Raw genomic sequence first — 16208 nt, 5'->3', positions numbered from 1 at the left:
GCGGGATGCGGGCCGAACTCCTGAGAAAACCGGCGTGACCGGGCGCGTAAGGGCGCGCGGCATCGGCGGAGGTGGAGAAGTCAGGAGTTCGGCCCGGGGCGGGGCCGGGCGCGAGGCGGGCCGGTCAGGGCGTGACCATGCCGCCGTTCACGTTCAACGTCTCGCCCGAGACGTAGCTGGACTCCGCCGATGCCAGGAACACGAACGCCGGGGCGATCTCGGCGGGCTGCCCCGCGCGCTGGTAGGTGCTCTCGTCGTCGAAGTGCTCCATCTGGTCGTCGGAGACGCCCTGGCTCACCTGCAGCGCCGACCACGTGGGGCCGGGGGCGACGACGTTGACCCGGATGCCGCGGGGGGCGAGCTGCTGGGCGAGGCCCTTCGACAGGTTGTTGATCGCCGCCTTGGTGGCGGCGTAGTCGAGGCGGTCGGGGGCGGGGACGTAGGCCTCGAGAGACGCGGTGTTGATGATCGTGCCGCCCTCGGGAAGGTGCGCGAGCGCGGCCTTGGTGATCCAGAACGGGGCGAAGACGTTCGTGCGGAACGTCTGCTCGAACTGCTCGTCGGACAGGTCGTCGACCTTGTCGACCATCACCTGCTTGCCCGCGTTGTTCACCAGGATGTCGAGGCCGCCGAGCGCCTCGGCGGCCTGGGCGACGAGCTCACGGCACGCGCTCGGATCGGAGATGTCGATCGCGATCGAGACGCCCGTGCGCCCGGCATCCCGGATCTGCTGCAGGATGTGGTCGGCGTCGCGCTGCTCGGCGGGCAGGTGAACGATCGCGACATCGGCGCCCTCGCGGGCGAACGCGATCGCCACGGCCCCGCCGATGCCGGAATCGCCGCCCGTGATGAGTGCCTTGCGTCCGACCAGGCGGCCCAGGCCGCGGTAGGTCTTCTCGCCGAGGTCGGGCACGGGGGTCATGTCTGCCTGCACGCCGGGCTCGGGCTGATGCTGAACGGGCGGCTCGACGCGGGCGTAGCGGGTGACCGGGTTGTCGAAGGTGAACTGGTCGCGAGCGGAAGTCATGGCCCGACGGTACGCACCGGCCCCCGTGTCGGCCGGGGGCCTTGACGGAATTGCGGATGCCGCGCACGCCACGCTTCACCCGGGGCGCCGCCGCCCTCGCCCGCCGGTGACGGCGCGGGGGATCCCTAGCGTCGACGGGTGACCGCCCCCGCGCCCCGCCGTGTCCTGCACCTCGTCGACCGGGTGACGGGAGGTGTCCCCGTCGCGGTGCGGACGTACGTCGCGAACTCCCCGGCCGGCGTCGACCACATCATCGCCGCGCCGTTCTCGGACGGCGCCCCCGCCGCCGTGTGGGAAGGAACCACCGCGAGCCATCGGGAGTGGGACACGGCATCGATGTGTCGGGCGGTTCTCGGGCTGCGGCACCTGCTGCGCACCGCGTCGTTCGACGTGGTGCACGCGCACTCGACCTTCCCGGGGGCATACCTCCGGCTGTGGGGAGCGCCGCGCCGCGCCCGCGTCGTCTACACCCCTCACTGCTACGCCTTCGTGCGCACCGACGTCGCCCCACCGGTGCGCGCGGCCTTCCGCGCCGTCGAGACGCTGCTGCGCGGGCGCGCCACCGTCGTGGCCGCGTGCGGCCCGGGGGAGAGCGCCGAGGCCCTCGGCCTGGGTGTCGCGCCGGAGCGCATCGTCACGGTCCCGAACGTCTCGTCGCTTCCCGACGCCGCCGCGCCGATCGCCGCTCGGCGGGCGCGGACGGCGGCAACGTCGCTGCGCGTCGGCATGCTGGGACGCTGGGCGGCCCAGAAGGACCCCGACTACTTCCGCGCGCGGGTGCAGGAGCTGCGCGCGGCGCTCGCCGCACCCGTGGAGGCCCGGTGGATCGGCAGCGCCGACGGCGCCGCCGCCGCCGCGGGGCACGACGAGCCGCGGGTGCACGTGACCGGATGGCTCCCCGCGACCGAGGTCGGTGCGCAGCTGAGAGAGCTCGACCTCTACCTGCACACCGCCGCGTGGGAGGGATTCCCGATCGCGCTGCTCGATGCCCACGCGGTAGGGGCGCCGATCCTCGCGCGCGCCATTCCCGCCTTGCCCGGGCTTGCGCCCGCGTTGACGATCGAGCAGGGTCTCGGCGGCTTCGTGGATGCCGTTCGCGCCGGCCGGCTCGGGGCGTGGAGCGCCGCGAATCACGCGGCGTGGAGCGCCTACCTCGGGGACCGCACCGCGCGGGCGCAGCGGGTGGCGCTGGAGCGCGCGTGGTTCGGCGAGGTGGCCGACGGCGGGTCTCGCTGAGGGGCTGCCGGCGGGCGCGCCCGAGGAACCGCGCCGGTCAGGGGCGGAGCTCGGCGCGCACCTCCGCCACGATCGCGGCCACGCGCGCCGCGGAGTCGGCCCACGAGTACAGGCTCTCGTTCAGGCGACCGCGACGGGAGAGCTCGGCCCGCAGCGCGGGGTCGCCGTCGAGGCGCTCGATCCCCCGGCGGATGTCGTCGGGGTCGCTCGGGTCGACCCACAGGGCGGAGTCGCCGAGCACGGTGGGAAGAGAGGCCGCCCGCGCGGCGAGCACCGGCGTACCCATGCGCTGCGCCTCGAGCGGCGGGATCCCGAAGCCCTCGTAGAGCGACGGGAAGGCGAAGGCCGTCGCGCCGCGGTACAGGCGCGCGAGCTCGTCGTCGTCGACGCGACCGAGGAAGCGCACCCGGTCGCCGGCGGTGGCGCTCATCGACGCGTGGAAGGCCTTCGCCTGGTTGCCGACGATGAGCAGGCGGCGTATCTGCCGCAGATCGGCCCGGTCGAAGGCCGTGAGCAGCGCGTCGAAGTTCTTGTGGCGATTCGGTGAGGACACCGCGAGCAGGTACGGGGACCCCTCGTCGTGCGCGGGCCCGTCGGCGGGGAAGTCGCTCGAGACGGCGTTGGCGACCACGCGGAGCTTGTCGGCCGGCACTCGATAATGCAGGGCGATCTCGCGCGCCGAGAACCCGCTCACGGTGATGACGCGGGCGCTCGAGCGCAGCAGGGGCGGGATCAAGGCGCGGTAGAGCAGGCGGAACGATCGCGCGAAGCTCTCGGGATGACGCACGTAGGTGATGTCGTGGTGCGCGACGATCTGCGGCCGATAGCGCACCGGTCCGGTCGTGGCCAGGCCGAGCAGCAGCGGAGTGCCCGATCGGCGGAGGTGCGCGGGCAGATCGATCTGCTCCCAGAGGTGACCGCCGCGGCGTCCGACCTGTCGGATCTCGACGCCCAGGTCGGCGTCGAGGAGACGACCCGGTGGGGCGACGACCACGAGGTCGGTGAGGGGGGCGAGCTCGCGGACGATCTCGCGGGCGAATCGTTGGACCCCCGTCGTGGGGTGGGTGAGGAAACGGCCGTTGACGACGAGCGGGGTGTCGGAAGCAGACATGCGGGAGGGCTCCGGAGTGAGACGGCGGTGAGTGGGGAGGGCGGGCACACACGGTGCGACGACGTCTCAGCTTCGACGCCGCGCTCGCCACGGTTCGCGCGCCCCGAAAGGTGAGCACCCGGGTGAAGCGCGGGCCGCGCCCGGGTTCGTCGGCGGAGGGGGATACGCGCGGCGGCGGTGCTCACCGTTCGTTCACGCCGCTCCTCACCCCTCGACGCCGGGCACGTCGTCACCCGCGCGCGCGGAGCCATTCGCGCAGGCCCCGCACCAGGCGCCGGCGGCGCGCCCGGTCGGGGTCGTCGGTGGCCTCACCCGCGCGGCGGGCCGAGGCGAGCGCGATGTCGTCGGGTGGCCAGACGAAGCGCAGCAGCAGACGCGCCCGCGTCGTGGGGGGCTCGCCCCGAAGCGCCGCCCAGTAGGCGCGGGCCCGGCTGGACTCGGCGCGCCAGGTCCAGTCGCGCGGGACGCCGTGGTCGCCGTCGAGCGACCCCGGGGGAGCCAGGGGTGCGAGCTCGTCGCGCAGCACGCCGACCGCGCCGAGCTCGCGCGCGCGATCGAGGGAACCGGGTGCCCGGGCGAGCAGCAGGGCGGCCGTGTCGGACGTCGCCCGCGTGCGCGGTCCCGCCCCGATGACGGGGCGCACGGCGTGCACGGCGGCCAGGACGGCGTGCGTGTCGGCGCGCGGCACCCGAATCTCGACGCCGGCGAAGCGCATCGGCTCGGCGTCGCGGAGCACGATCGCGAGAGCGTCGGCGTCGGCGAGGGTGAGACCGGGGAAGCGGCGATGCACGTCGATCTCGCAGCCCCAGCCGTGTGGCGTCATGGTGGCGGTGTGGTGCACCGAAGTGCCGCGCCACGGATCGGGCTCGCGCGACCACCCCCACGGCTCGAGGGCCGCGGCCAGGATGTCGCCCTGCGCCGGGTCGCACCACACGTCGACGTCGCCGGAGTGCTCGCGCTCGCGCAATCCCTGGAGGAACAGCGCCGGCCCCTTCGTGAACACGCACGGGATGCCGTGCTGCGCGGCCACGCGGGCCGTCAGGGCGTAGACGAGCTCGTGCAGCGGCGACGACAGCGTCGGCGGGTCGAGCCGGAGCACTCGCGCGGGGTGGGAGGGATCGCGGGAGACGAGGCCCGCGACGCTCATCTGGGCCAGCATCTCGCGCTCCGCCGGGTCGAGGTCGGCGTCGCCGACGGGGGCCCGGTCGATCAGTCGACGCCAGAGGGCGGCGCCCGCGCCCACCAGGCACAGGGCATCACCGGGGTCGGTCGGGACCATCAGGATCTCGGCACCGGCGTCGAACAGGGCCGACCCCCGCACGTCAAGGGCGCCGTGGGCGATCGCGAACCACCCCTCGGCGGGCGGGGAAGAACTCATGCATCGCTCCCGGGTGGGTGGTGGGCGATCTCTCACTCTTCCGCGTGCCACGGCGCGCGCGGATCGATGTGCGCCCTCCGCCGTCGGACGGCGACGAGAAGTTCGTCCGCGACATCACCCGCGACGCGCATTCCCTCGCCACGGCACGTGCGCGAGGCGCGTCGACTCAGCGCACGCCGCCCCGGTGCACCAGGCGCGTCGGAACGAGGTGCGTGTGCGACCCCGTCGCGGGAGAGGCCCTGCGGGCGAGGAGCGTCTCGGCCGCGCGCGTGCCGAGGTCGGCCACGTCGTAGTCGACGATCCGTATGCGCCGGGGGAGCAGACGTGAGAGTTCGAAGTCGTCGAAGCCGGCGATGGCGACGTCGGCTCCGCGGGGCAGGATGGCCTCGAGCGCGCCGATGGTGACGCGGTTGTTCGCGCAGAACACGGCCGTGGGCGGATCGTCGAGGTCGAGCAGGCGCTGCATCGCCTCGCGGGCGACCGCCGGGGTGTGGAGGCCGTCGACGACCATCGCGGGATCGGGCTCGCGTCCCGCGGCGCGGAAGGCCTCGTGGACCCCCGCCCAGCGCTCGGCCATGGTGTAGATCCCGCGGGCGTCCATCAGGACGGCGATGCGACGGTGTCCGGCCTCGAGCAGTTCGGCGACGGCGGCGCGCGCCCCGCCGCGGTTGTCGAGCAGGATCGCGTCGGCGGGCACACCGCTGCCGGGACGGTCGAGGAAGACGACCGGAGTGCCGAGCTCGACCTCGCGCCGCAGATAGGAGTGGTCGTCGGCCGTGGGCACGACGATGAGTCCGCCGACCTGACGCTGGCACAGGTCGAGGGCGAGGGTGCGCTCGGTGTCGGCGTCCTCTTCGCTGGAGGCCATGACCAGATGCATGCGTTCGCGGGCCGCGACGGTCGAGACGGCAGCGGCGACGGCCATGTAGAAGGTGTTCGACAGGTCGGCCGCGATGAAGCCCACGGTGTCGCGATTGCCGGAGCGCAGGCTCGCGGCGAGGGCGTTGCGGTGGTAGCCGAGTCGTGCGACGGCCGACTGAACCCGCTCGGTCATCGCGGGGTCGACGTTCGGTTCGCCGTTGATGACGCGCGAGACGGTCTTGAGACTCACGCCCGCGTCGGCGGCCACGTCGACCATCGTGGGGCGGCCGGTCTTGCGCATGAGTCTCCTCGGAGGATGCCGTCAGGCACGGCATCCTCCGAGCATAGGGACCCGGGCAGGCCGACTTCGGGATCCGGGCGGGCCGACTTCGGGATCCGCGCGTCGGCGGGGGCTGATGCGCCCGTCGAGTGTCCGAGACACGCCGCTGCCAGCGCGACGGATGCGGCGAGTCCTGGACACTCGACGGGTTTGGCGGGAGCAGGTCAGACAGAGCTCGGAGCGACGAGCGCGCCGGTCTCGTGCGAGGCGATGGCGGCGGCGAAGAGCCGGTGCGTCAGCGCGGCCTCGTCGGGGCGGACGCAGCCGAAGCCGTCGCCGAGCTCGCCCACGTACTCGGCGAGGAAGGCCGCCCACATCTGCAGGATGGCATCCGAGAAGCCGGACTCGAAGTTGGCTCCGGTCACCGTGGGCCACACCGACTGGCTGCCCGCGTCGATCTTCTGCCAGCTCTGCTCGCGCCCGACGCCGGGAACGTCGATGACGGCGAAGACCTCGACCTCCTTGGGGTTCTTGGTGCTGAAGCGCACGCCGCCCGACATGCCGATGGCCTCGAACTCCCACGTGTTCTTCTGACCCGGCGCGATGCGCTTGGTCTGGGTCGTGAGCGGGAAGGGGGCGCCGTCGTGGCGGGCCCAGGAGTGGATCACGGCGTTGTCCCAGGTGTCGCACGGCTGCGGGGAACCGTCGGGACCGGGGCGCTCGGTGACGATGTCCTGCAGGATGCCGACCACCTTCTCGGGCGTCCACCCCAGGCGCAGCGGCACGTGCCAGGTGTGCATGCCGAGGTCGTTGAGCACGCCCGCGTCGCCGCAGAACTGCTTCTGCCGCTTCCAGTTCAACGGCTTGTCCACGTCGATGTCACTGGAGTGCAGGAACGAGCAGTTCGCCTCGACGATGCGGCCCAGGGCTCCCGAGCGCACGTAGTCGACGGCCCACTGGGCGCCGGGGAAGAACGGCATCTCGCTCGAGACCCGCACGAACGACACGGGGTTGTCGGCGATGGCGGCGACGACCGCGTCGGCGGCGGCCCGGTCGATGCCGAACGGCTTCTCGGCCAGCAGAGCCTTGCCCGCGCGGATGGTGTCGACGTACAGCCGCTCGTGCAGGTCGTGGCGCACCGCGATGTAGACGACGTCGACGCGGGGGTCGGCGAGCAGCTCGTGGTGGTCGGTGGTGGTCAGCTGCACGGTGTCGATGCGCTCGAAGAATTCGAGCGCCGCGGGGTTGATGTCGCAGACGGCCACGAGCTCGGGCTCGACGGGGTGGTCGATGAGGGCGGGCCAGCGGCGCAGCGCCGCGGCGATCTCGCGGCCCATCAGTCCTCCGCCGATGATGCCGATGCCCACCTTCTTGCCGGTCATGCGGCACCGCCGATCAGGCTCAGGGCCTCGTCGACCGAGGCGTCGTCGTGCACGACGGCCATGAGGGCCGCGGTGATGCCGGCCGGGTCGCGATGCTGGATGACGTTGCGGCCGTAGACGATGCCGCGGGCGCCCTGCTCGAGCACGGCGCGCGTGCGCTCCAGGAGCGTGCGGTCGTCGACGCGCCCCCCGCCGCGGACCAGCAGGGGAGTGTCTCCGGCGGCCTGGATCACCCGGTGGTATTCGGTGATGTCGTCGGTGGGGTCGGCCTTGATGAGGTCGGCGCCGAGCTCGCGTGCCTGACGCACGAGGGTGACGATCTTGGCGGTGTCGCCGTCGACGCCGTACCCGCCGCTGCCGGGCTTGGTCTGCATGACGAGGGGCTCGATCATCAGCGGCATCCCGTACCGCTCGGCGTCGCTGCGAAGAGCCAGGATCGAGCGGATGCACTGCTCGCGCACCTGCGGTTCGCCGGGCAGATCGAGCAGGTTCACGCACACGGCGACGGCGTCGAGGCGCACGGCGACCTCGATCGCATCGGGCACGTGGATGCTGTGCAGGGGGGATTCGAGCGGGTCGCCGTACACGTTGGCGATGTCGGTGCGCAGCACCAGGCCGGGCTTCTGCTTGCCGGGGACGCTCTGCAGCAGCGGAGCCTGGCCGAGCGTGAGCTGCACGGCGTCGGGGCCGGCTTCGACGAGCGTCCGGACGGTGGCGGCCATGTCTTCGATACCGGTGAGGAAGCCGTGTTCGTGGAACGCGCCGTGGTCGACGGCGACGTCGAGCGCGCGGCCGGAGGTCGCGTTGAAGAGGCGGTGGAGGCGGGGTTTCGACATGGGGTGTGGGTCTCCGAGACGTCGGGTCGGGGCGCGGCTCTGCGCTCGACCGTCAGTATGCGGGGCGCGAGACAACGTTGTCAACGACTGCTAACGTGGGCCGCGCAACGGCGAGGAAGGCGGGGCTCATGGGCGAGCTGTACGGATCGACGATCGACGAGGCGCGCCGCAGGGCGGGGTGCACGGCGCAGGTCGCGAGCGTGGAGGCATCGGTGCGCACCGACGGACCGGATGCCGGAACCCGGCGCCTGCGCGTGATCGCGGGCGACCTCGAGGTCGAGCTGCTGCCCGACCGCGGCCTCGATCTCGGTCAGGTGCGTCACCGTGGTGTGCCGCTCGCCTGGGTGTCGCCCACGGGCTGGCCGCGGCCGGGAGCGGGGGGCTTCGGCGCCTCGTTCGGGGGAGGTCTCGTCACGACCTGCGGCTTGCTGTCGTTCGGCCCGCCGTCGGTCGACGCCGAGGGGGAGCACCCCCAGCATGGGCGGTACAGCGGCCTCTCGGCATCCGTCACCCGGGCCGAGGCGACCCCGGACGCCGTGGTGGTCGAGGCGGTCGTCGTGGAGGCCACGGTGCTCGGTGCCCATCTGGAGCTGCGGCGGAGTGTGCGGGTTCCACTCGGTGAGGGGCGGATCGAGCTGCGCGACGCGATCGTCAACCGCGGCTCCCGCGAGGTGGAGTCCATGGTGCTGTACCACGTCAACCTCGGCTGGCCGCTGGTGGAGACGGGCTCGGTGCTGCGCTCTCCCGCCACGGGGGTGCAGCCGCGTGACGCCGCGGCCGAGGCGGGACTGTCGTCGTGGGCGGAGTTCCCCGAACCCGTCGCGCACTACCCCGAGCAGGTGTTCGCGCACGAACTGCCGACCGACCGTCGGGTGAGCGCCGAGGTGATCGCGCCGTCGGGGCTCGGCATCCGGATCTCGTTCGACACCTCGGTGCTGCCGGGGATGTTCCAGTGGCGCGTGGCCCAGGAGGGCGGGGTGGTGCTCGGGGTGGAGCCGGCGACGGCCGCGACGATCCTCGGTCGCGGCGACGCGCGGGCGAGGGGGCTGCTGCGCGCACTCGCCCCCGGAGCCTCGTGGGAGCTCGGTCTCGACATCGCTGTCATCCGAGATGCTTCCGTGACTTGACAACGTTGTCCCATCGGGCTCATGCTGACTCCAGCGCAGCCCGCCCGAGGGTTTCGTCCCCAATGACAACGATGTCGGAGATGCGATGACGCACGACGAGCGACCGGCCGCCACGGCGGCCACCGAGGCCATGGCGCCCCGGCCGCGCGCCCGACTCATCGACGTCGCCACGGCCGCGGGGGTCAGCCCCAAGACGGTGTCCCGTGTCGTCAACGACGAAGCCGGCGTGCTGCCCGCCACCCGCGATCGCGTGCTGTGGGCCGTGCGCGAACTGGGCTTCGTCCCCGACCGCAGCGCTCGGGAACTCAAGCGGCGCGACGCCGACACGATCGGCATTCTGATCGACGCGATCAGCGACCCGTTCTTCGCCGCGTTCGTCAGCGTCGTCGAAGAGCTCGCCGTCGCCGAGGGACTCAGCGTCATCTTCGCCAGCACCGGCTACGACGCCGCCCACGAGCGCACCCAGCTCGACCGCCTCACCGGGCACCGCCTCGCGGGCCTCATCGTCGCGCCCGTCGCCGTGGACGCCGCGACCCTCGCGGGGCTGCGCACCCGCTTTCCGGTCGTCTGCATCGACCGCTCGCGCCCGGGTATCGACGCCGTCGTGATCGACGACTTCGGCGCCGCCGCGGAGGCCACCGCCGCCCTCGTCGCCCACGGGCACCGTCGGATCGCCTTCATGGGCGAGGACGTGCCCTATCCCACGGTCGACGATCGCCTGGCCGGCTACCGCTCGGCTCTGAAAGCGGCGGGTCTGCCGTTCGACCCCTCGCTCGTCGTCACCCACGAGCGCTTCGGCCGAGGCGAGGCCGCCGAGGCCTCGCGCCTGCTCGAACGCGGCGACGCCCCCACCGCGCTGCTCTGCGCGACCAGCCTCGCGGCGATCGGAACGGTCCGGGCGATCCGCGCGAAGGGCCTGCGCATGCCGGCGCTCATCTCGTTCGGCGACTTCACCCTCGCCGAGGTGCTGGAGCCGGCGATCACCTACGTCGACCACGACCCGCGCCTGCTCGCGGTCGCGGCGTTCCGGCTGCTGCGGCAGCGCGCCGCGCGCCCCGACGAGGGTCCCGCGCGCATCGTCGTGCCGACCCGCCTCGTCCCGCGGGGATCGGGCGAGGTCGGCGTCGGTGCCGGATTCCTGCCCGCCGTCGCCGCGCCGGTGGGCGCCGTCGCCGCGGAGGGGTCGTCCGTCGCGCAGCCCACGTCCGCCGGGCGGCCCGCCGCGCCCGCCGTGCCCTCGGCACCTGCCGGGGAGCCCGCCCCGTCGGCGTCCGCCGAGCAGCCCGCCCCGTCGGCGTCGGCCGGGCAGCCCGCCCCGTCAGCGTCGGCCGGGCAGCCCGCCCCGCCCGAGGCCGCCCCCCTCTCCGTCGCCGTGATCGAGCCCGCCGCGGCGCTCGTGGCGACGGCCTTCGCCCTCGCCCGCACCGAGACCTCCGGCGTCGCCGCCGTGTCGTCCTCCGAACCGATCGGAGCCTCGTGATGAAGCCCGTCCTGTTGCCCCCGAACCCCGTGCAGCACTTCTACCTCGGCGGTGACCGCATCGCGGCCCTCCGCGGCATCGTGCCCGAGACCGACCGCCAGCCCGAGGAGTGGCTCGGCTCGACCGTCTCGCGCTTCGGCTCCGACACCATCGGCCTCGCGATCGCCGAGGACGGCGCGTTCCTGCGCGACCTGGTCACGGCCGACCGCGCCGCGTGGGTGGGGGCCCGCGGCGGACGCGACGCCGCGGATCTCGGCATCCTGGTCAAGCTGCTCGATGCGCGCCAGCGTCTTCCCGTGCACGTGCACCCCGACCGCGAGTTCGCGCGCGGGCACCTCGACTGCCCGTACGGCAAGACCGAGGCCTGGTACGTGCTCGAGACCGACGACGACTGCGCCGTGCACGTCGGCTGGAACCGGGCCGTCGACCGCGACGAGCTCGACCGCCGCCGCGACGCGCAGGACAGCGAGTGGATGCTCTCGCGGATGAACCGCGTGGTCGTCCGCCCCGGGATGGGCGTGCTCGTGCCCGCCGGCACCGTGCACGCGATCGACGGCGGGATCTTCGTCGCCGAGGTGCAGGAGCCCACCGACTTCTCGATCCTGCTCGAGTGGTCGGTCACGACCTCGACCCGCGACGAATCGCACCTCGACCTGGGCTTCGACGCCGTCATGCCCGCCGTGTCGACCGAGAAGCTGGATGCCGCAGCCCTCGGCGCCCTGATCAGCACGGCCGGCACGACGCCGGCGGGGAACGACTTCCGCTCGCTGCTGCCCGCCGCCGCCGACCCGTACTTCCGCCTGTTCGACGCGGCCGGCGAGACCGCCGCCCGTGAAGCCGGTTTCGCGGTGGTGCTGGTGCGCGAAGGGTCCGGCGCGTTGGTGTCGGACGCGGGCTCGGTCGACGTCGAGCGCGGACAGGTCTACGCCGTCCCGCACGCCTTCGGCGCCTGGCGCCTGGCGGGCGAGGCCGATGTGCTCGTCGCGGCGCCGGGAGCCGGCTGGCCCGGGACCCTGCGCGGCGGGGGAGTGCGGTGAGCGACTACGTCGTCGGCATCGACATGGGAAGCACCAGCACCAAGCTGCTGGTCGCCACCCCAGACGGGCGCCAGGTGCTCGTCGTGAGCCGTCGTTCACCCTGGACCAACCTCGACCACGGTCAGGCCGAGATGCCCGCCGACCGTGCCATCGCCGTCGTCCGCGAGCTCGCGGCCGAGGCCGACCAACGCCTCGACGCGGGCTATCGCATCGTCGCCCTCGGGGTGTCGGGCATGGCCGAGGCGGGAGTGCTGCTCGACGCCGACGGCACCGCGCTCGCGCCGATCATGGCGTGGTTCGACCCGCGCGGCGCCGCTCAGATCGCGGCGACCCCCGACGCGTTCCGCGCCGAGTTCCCCGGCCGCACGGGGCTGCCGGTCGGGCCCCTGGCATCCATCGCCAAGCTCCTGCACCTGCGGGACCGCGGGATCGCGCTCGCCGGGACCACCTTCCTCAACGTTCCGGAGTTCGTCGTGCACGCGCTCGGCGGGCCCCGCGTGGCGGAGTACTCGCTCGTCTCGCGCACCGGACTCATCGACCAGGACGACAGCACCCCCTGGCAGGCGGCGCTCGACGTGCTCGGGGTGGACGAGACGATCCTCGGCGCTCGCGTCAGCGCCGGTGAAGCGGTCGGGACGCTGAGCGACCCGGCCATGCCCGCGGGCTTCCGCGGCGCCGCCCTCACCATCGCGGGGCACGACCACCTCGTCTCGGCCGTCGCCGTCGGCGCCACCCACACGGGACAGCTGTACGACTCGATGGGCACCGCCGAGGCGCTCGTGCGCGTGCTCGACGACACCCTTCCGTTCGCCGCGCGCGAGCGTCTCGCGCACGCCGGTATCAACTGCGTGCGCCACGTCATCCCGGGCAAGTACGTGCTGCTCGCGGGCACCAAGTCGGGACTGCTCATGCGGCGCGTGCTGCAGATGCTCGGGATCACGGATGCCACGGGACGCGCGGTCATCGACGACGCGGCCGTGGCTCTTCCCGTCGACGGCACGCTCGCCGACGGCGGTCTCGAGGTGTCGGGCGCCCGCAACGATGACGGCGTGCTCAGGATCGTCGCGCAGAGCGACGGACTCAGCCCCGCCGAACTGTTCGCGGCCAGCCTGCGTCACGGCAACGAGATGCTCGCGGAGTGCATGGCCGTGATGGACCGCGAGGTCGCCCCTCCCACCTCGACGGTGCTGACCGGCGGCTGGTCGACCATGGCGTCCGTCGTGCGCTCGCGCTCGGCGCTGCTGCCCGAGGTCACCGTTTCGACCCACGACGAGGGCACCGCGTACGGCGCGGCGCTGTTCGCCGCGTTCGCCGCCGACGCGGCATCCCGGTCCTTCGAGGACGTCGCCGAGGCGTTCCTCTCTTCTTCTCTCGTCGCGGACGAGAGCCCTCTTCTTACCAACGAAAGGAGCTGACGATGTCGTCAGTCACCACCGCCGTTCCCGTGCTGCAGGCGCGGGGACTGTCGCGGCAGTTCGGATCCGTCCGGGCGTTGAGCAATGTGGATTTCGAGGTCTATCCGGGGGAGGTCACCGCCCTGATCGGTGACAACGGTGCGGGGAAGTCGACGCTGGTGAAGGCCTTGTCGGGCAATCTCGCCGTCGACGAGGGCGAGATCCTCTTCGACGGCACCCCGATCGACATGTCGAACCCGCAGGTCGCCTCCGGCCTCGGAATCGAGACGGTCTACCAGGACCTCGCGCTCGCCCCGCATCTCGATCCGGTGCAGAACATGTACCTGGGCCGCGAGATCCGCCGCCCGGGCCTGGCGGGTGCGCTGGGGTTCATGAAGACGAAGGACATGGCCGTCGCCTCCCGGGCCGCGTTCGATGAGCTCGGCGCGACGGTGCGTTCGTTGACGTCGCCGGTGGGGGAGATGTCGGGTGGGCAGCGGCAGGCGATCGCGATCGCCCGTGCCGTGCACTGGGCCGGACGCCTGGTGTTCCTCGACGAACCCACCGCTGCTCTGGGTGTGCGTCAGACGAAGAACGTGCTCGAGACGATCCGGCGGGTGCGGGACAAGGGCATCGCGGTGGTGTTGATCTCGCATTCCATGCCGCACGTGATGGAGGTGTGCGACCGCATCCAGGTGCTGCGCCTGGGGACTCGTGTGGCGAACATCGACGCGAAACAGACCTCCATGGAAGAACTCGTCGGGCTCATGACCGGCGCCGTCACGAAGGACGACCAGAAATGAGCACCACGACACCGCCGACGGAGACCGTCGCCATCGGCACGTTCGACGATTCGAAACCGAACTTCTTCGTCGGGCTGCTGAAGGCGCAGGCCTTCCAGATCCTCATCATCCTCATCGTCATCGTGCTGATCTTCAGCGCCCTGGCGCCGGACTCGTTCGCCCAGTGGTCCAACTTCCGCCTCATCATCCAAAACGCCTCGATCCTCGCCGTCCTCGGCGTCGGCATGACGTACATCATCATCACCTCCGGCATCGACCTCTCCATCGGCTCGGTGCTCGTGTTCTCCGGCGTCGTCTCAGCCCTCGTCATGCGCGCCCTTGGCGGCGAAGGCTGGGGCGTCGCGACGATCGGCATCCTGGTGTCGATCCTCAGCGGCGTGTGCTGGGGGCTGCTCAACGGCTTCCTCATCGCCAAGGCGAAGATCCCGCCGCTCATCGTCACGCTGGGCTCGCTCGGCATGGCCCTGGGGCTCGCGCAGATCCTCACCGGTGGAGTCGACGTGCGTGACGTTCCCACTGTGCTGACGGTGTCGATCGGTTATGGCAACGTGTTCGGGTCGTTGCCGATCATCAGCGTCATCGCCCTCGTCGTCGTGGTGATCGGGGCGATCGTGCTGCACTTCACCAAGTTCGGTCTCTACACCTACGCCGTCGGCTCCAGCGAGCTGGCCGCCCGCCGCGTCGGCGTGAAGGTCGACCGCCACCTCATCTCGGTCTACACCCTGTCGGGAGCGCTCGCGGGCCTCGCCGGCATCCTCGCCCTCTCACAGTTCTCGACCACCGCCATCGCGGGACAGTCGCAGACCAACCTCAACGTCATCGCGGCCGTCGTCATCGGCGGGACGTCCCTGTTCGGCGGTGTCGGCACGATCTTCGGCACCGTCGTCGGCCTGTTCATCCCCGCCGTGCTGCAGAACGGATTCGTCATCACCGGTGTCCAGCCGTTCTGGCAGCAGGTCGCCGTCGGTGCGGTGCTGATCACCGCCGTCTACGTCGACCAGGTACGCCGCACCGCCGCGACCCGCGGCAACACCCAAAGCCTCTGGCGAAAGTTCGTCAGCGGAGGACGCCGCAGCTGAGGCCCGGCATCCGACCCCACCAAGAGAGAACGGTCATCACAATGAAGTGGAACAGCAAGGTTCTCGCGTTCGCCACCCTCGGCGCCGCAGCCACCCTCGTCCTCGCCGGGTGCTCCGGCGGAGCCTCGTCGGGCTCCGCGTCGGGCGGCGCGGAGGGCGGGTACGAGATCGCGTTCGTGCAGGGCGTCGCGGGGGATGAGTTCTACATCTCCATGCAGTGCGGCATCCAGGACGAAGCCGCCAAGGAAGGCGCCACCGTCACCACCCAGGGTCCCGAGAAGTTCGACCCCACCCTGCAGAAGCCGATCGTCGACGCGATCGTCGCGTCGAAGCCCGACGCGCTGCTCATCGCCCCGACCGACGTGTCGGCCATGCAGGCGCCGATCGCGGCGGCGGAGGCGGCGGGCATCAAAGTCGTGCTCGTCGACACGACGCTGGAGGACCCCTCGGGCGCGGTCTCGCAGATCTCGTCCGACAACGAGGGCGGCGGAGCGGCCGCGTTCGAAGCCATTCAGGAGGCCAACCCGAACGGTGGCAAGGTGCTCGTCGTCTCGGTCGACCCCGGCATCTCGACCACGGACGCCCGAGCGAAGGGCTTCGAGGACGCGGTCGCGAAGGACTCGAAGTTCGAGTCGGTGGGTGTGCAGTACTCGCACAACGAGCCCTCCACGGCGGCCGAGATCGTGACCGCCGCGCTGCAGAAGGACCCCGACATCGTGGGCATCTTCGCCGCCAACCTGTTCGCCGCCGAAGGCTCGGCCACGGGTGTGCAGCAGGCCGGTAAGCAGGGTGCTGTCACCATCGTCGGCTTCGACGCCGGTCCCGCCCAGGTCAAGGCCCTCCAGGCCGGTACGGTGCAGGCCCTCGTCGCGCAGGAGCCCGCCACCATCGGCTCCGACGGTGTCAAGCAGGCCATCGCCGCGCTCAAGGGCGAAGCGACGGAGGAGAAGATCCAGACCGGCTTCACGATTCTGACGAAGGACAACATCGACACCGACGGCAAGGACGCGGTCTACAAGTCCAGCTGCTGACACCCCGGATGCCGGAGCCCCCACATCCGCGTGGGGGTCCCGGCATCCCCCCTCCGCTCTTCGCGTGAGTCGCCACACTTCGTCGCTTCGGACAGCACGTCGGCGACACATCCTGGCGACTCACGCGCGCGCGAAGCGCCGACGAT

The 16208-nt window shown here is 72.1% G+C and carries 14 protein-coding genes; 8 read left to right on the top strand and 6 right to left on the bottom strand.

Features of this window, described 5'->3' with window-relative positions:
• Positions 1 to 124 precede the first annotated feature (124 nt).
• Positions 125 to 1027, bottom strand: coding sequence for an SDR family oxidoreductase (locus ASF96_RS11435; RefSeq protein WP_055839994.1), 903 nt, complete (start codon positions 1025 to 1027; stop codon positions 125 to 127).
• Between the two features lie 138 nt (positions 1028 to 1165).
• Here ASF96_RS11435 and ASF96_RS11430 point away from each other — a divergent pair, with 138 nt between their 5' ends.
• Complete coding sequence (locus ASF96_RS11430; protein WP_055939270.1) at positions 1166 to 2263, top strand: glycosyltransferase family 4 protein; 1098 nt, start codon at positions 1166 to 1168, stop codon at positions 2261 to 2263.
• A 37-nt stretch (positions 2264 to 2300) separates the two neighbouring features.
• Here the strand turns inward: ASF96_RS11430 and ASF96_RS11425 are convergent, their stop codons facing one another.
• The 5 genes from ASF96_RS11425 to ASF96_RS11405 all read right to left on the bottom strand — a co-directional run bounded on the left by ASF96_RS11425 (position 2301) and on the right by ASF96_RS11405 (position 8111).
• Positions 2301 to 3374, bottom strand: a complete 1074-nt coding sequence (locus ASF96_RS11425) for a glycosyltransferase family 4 protein (RefSeq protein WP_055939267.1) — start codon at positions 3372 to 3374, stop codon at positions 2301 to 2303.
• Between the two features lie 229 nt (positions 3375 to 3603).
• Complete coding sequence (locus ASF96_RS11420; protein ID WP_055939263.1) at positions 3604 to 4752, bottom strand: nucleotidyltransferase family protein; 1149 nt, start codon at positions 4750 to 4752, stop codon at positions 3604 to 3606.
• A 166-nt stretch (positions 4753 to 4918) separates the two neighbouring features.
• Entirely contained in the window at positions 4919 to 5914 is a 996-nt protein-coding gene (locus ASF96_RS11415) for a LacI family DNA-binding transcriptional regulator (protein WP_055939260.1), read from the bottom strand.
• A 203-nt stretch (positions 5915 to 6117) separates the two neighbouring features.
• Entirely contained in the window at positions 6118 to 7275 is a 1158-nt protein-coding gene (locus tag ASF96_RS11410; protein ID WP_055939257.1) for a Gfo/Idh/MocA family protein, read from the bottom strand.
• Positions 7272 to 8111, bottom strand: coding sequence for a class I fructose-bisphosphate aldolase (locus tag ASF96_RS11405; RefSeq protein WP_055939254.1), 840 nt, complete (start codon positions 8109 to 8111; stop codon positions 7272 to 7274). Before ASF96_RS11405 ends, ASF96_RS11410 begins: the two co-directional genes overlap by 4 nt.
• Before the next feature lie 128 nt (positions 8112 to 8239).
• Between ASF96_RS11405 and ASF96_RS11400 the strand changes: the two genes are divergently transcribed.
• The 7 genes from ASF96_RS11400 to ASF96_RS11370 all read left to right on the top strand — a co-directional run bounded on the left by ASF96_RS11400 (position 8240) and on the right by ASF96_RS11370 (position 16062).
• On the top strand, positions 8240 to 9238 hold the full coding sequence (locus tag ASF96_RS11400; RefSeq protein ID WP_055939252.1) for an aldose 1-epimerase family protein: 999 nt from the start codon (positions 8240 to 8242) through the stop codon (positions 9236 to 9238).
• Positions 9239 to 9323: 85 nt separating this feature from the next.
• Positions 9324 to 10718, top strand: coding sequence for a LacI family DNA-binding transcriptional regulator (locus ASF96_RS11395; protein ID WP_055939248.1), 1395 nt, complete (start codon positions 9324 to 9326; stop codon positions 10716 to 10718).
• The gene (locus ASF96_RS11390) at positions 10715 to 11755 is read left to right on the top strand and encodes a class I mannose-6-phosphate isomerase (RefSeq protein ID WP_200934097.1); all 1041 of its coding nucleotides are present in this window, start codon (positions 10715 to 10717) and stop codon (positions 11753 to 11755) included. The genes ASF96_RS11395 and ASF96_RS11390 overlap by 4 nt, the downstream gene beginning before the upstream one ends.
• Complete coding sequence (locus ASF96_RS11385) at positions 11752 to 13170, top strand: FGGY-family carbohydrate kinase (protein WP_082509576.1); 1419 nt, start codon at positions 11752 to 11754, stop codon at positions 13168 to 13170. The genes ASF96_RS11390 and ASF96_RS11385 overlap by 4 nt, the downstream gene beginning before the upstream one ends.
• Positions 13171 to 13172: 2 nt before the next feature.
• Positions 13173 to 13952, top strand: coding sequence for an ATP-binding cassette domain-containing protein (locus tag ASF96_RS11380; RefSeq protein ID WP_055939241.1), 780 nt, complete (start codon positions 13173 to 13175; stop codon positions 13950 to 13952).
• Positions 13949 to 15031, top strand: a complete 1083-nt coding sequence (locus tag ASF96_RS11375) for an ABC transporter permease (RefSeq protein WP_055939238.1) — start codon at positions 13949 to 13951, stop codon at positions 15029 to 15031. Before ASF96_RS11380 ends, ASF96_RS11375 begins: the two co-directional genes overlap by 4 nt.
• Before the next feature lie 41 nt (positions 15032 to 15072).
• Positions 15073 to 16062, top strand: coding sequence for an ABC transporter substrate-binding protein (locus tag ASF96_RS11370; protein ID WP_055939234.1), 990 nt, complete (start codon positions 15073 to 15075; stop codon positions 16060 to 16062).
• The last annotated feature ends 146 nt before the right edge of the window (positions 16063 to 16208 follow it).

This window comes from Microbacterium sp. Leaf179 (assembly GCF_001423785.1).
Lineage (GTDB): Bacteria > Actinomycetota > Actinomycetes > Actinomycetales > Microbacteriaceae > Microbacterium.
The sequence above is the reverse complement of the archived record's forward strand: the minus strand, read 5'-3'. Positions and strand labels throughout refer to the sequence as shown.

What these genes read in the sequence shown, in the direction of transcription:
- ASF96_RS11395 (WP_055939248.1), top strand. Translation starts at nt 9,324, where the DNA reads ATGACGCACGACGAGCGACCGGCCGCCACGGCGGCCACCGAGGCCATG.
- ASF96_RS11380 (WP_055939241.1), top strand. Translation starts at nt 13,173, where the DNA reads ATGTCGTCAGTCACCACCGCCGTTCCCGTGCTGCAGGCGCGGGGACTG.
- ASF96_RS11435 (WP_055839994.1), bottom strand. Translation starts at nt 1,027, where the DNA reads ATGACTTCCGCTCGCGACCAGTTCACCTTCGACAACCCGGTCACCCGC.
- ASF96_RS11370 (WP_055939234.1), top strand. Translation starts at nt 15,073, where the DNA reads ATGAAGTGGAACAGCAAGGTTCTCGCGTTCGCCACCCTCGGCGCCGCA.
- ASF96_RS11405 (WP_055939254.1), bottom strand. Translation starts at nt 8,111, where the DNA reads ATGTCGAAACCCCGCCTCCACCGCCTCTTCAACGCGACCTCCGGCCGC.
- ASF96_RS11425 (WP_055939267.1), bottom strand. Translation starts at nt 3,374, where the DNA reads ATGTCTGCTTCCGACACCCCGCTCGTCGTCAACGGCCGTTTCCTCACC.
- ASF96_RS11410 (WP_055939257.1), bottom strand. Translation starts at nt 7,275, where the DNA reads ATGACCGGCAAGAAGGTGGGCATCGGCATCATCGGCGGAGGACTGATG.
- ASF96_RS11375 (WP_055939238.1), top strand. Translation starts at nt 13,949, where the DNA reads ATGAGCACCACGACACCGCCGACGGAGACCGTCGCCATCGGCACGTTC.
- ASF96_RS11420 (WP_055939263.1), bottom strand. Translation starts at nt 4,752, where the DNA reads ATGAGTTCTTCCCCGCCCGCCGAGGGGTGGTTCGCGATCGCCCACGGC.
- ASF96_RS11400 (WP_055939252.1), top strand. Translation starts at nt 8,240, where the DNA reads ATGGGCGAGCTGTACGGATCGACGATCGACGAGGCGCGCCGCAGGGCG.
- ASF96_RS11415 (WP_055939260.1), bottom strand. Translation starts at nt 5,914, where the DNA reads ATGCGCAAGACCGGCCGCCCCACGATGGTCGACGTGGCCGCCGACGCG.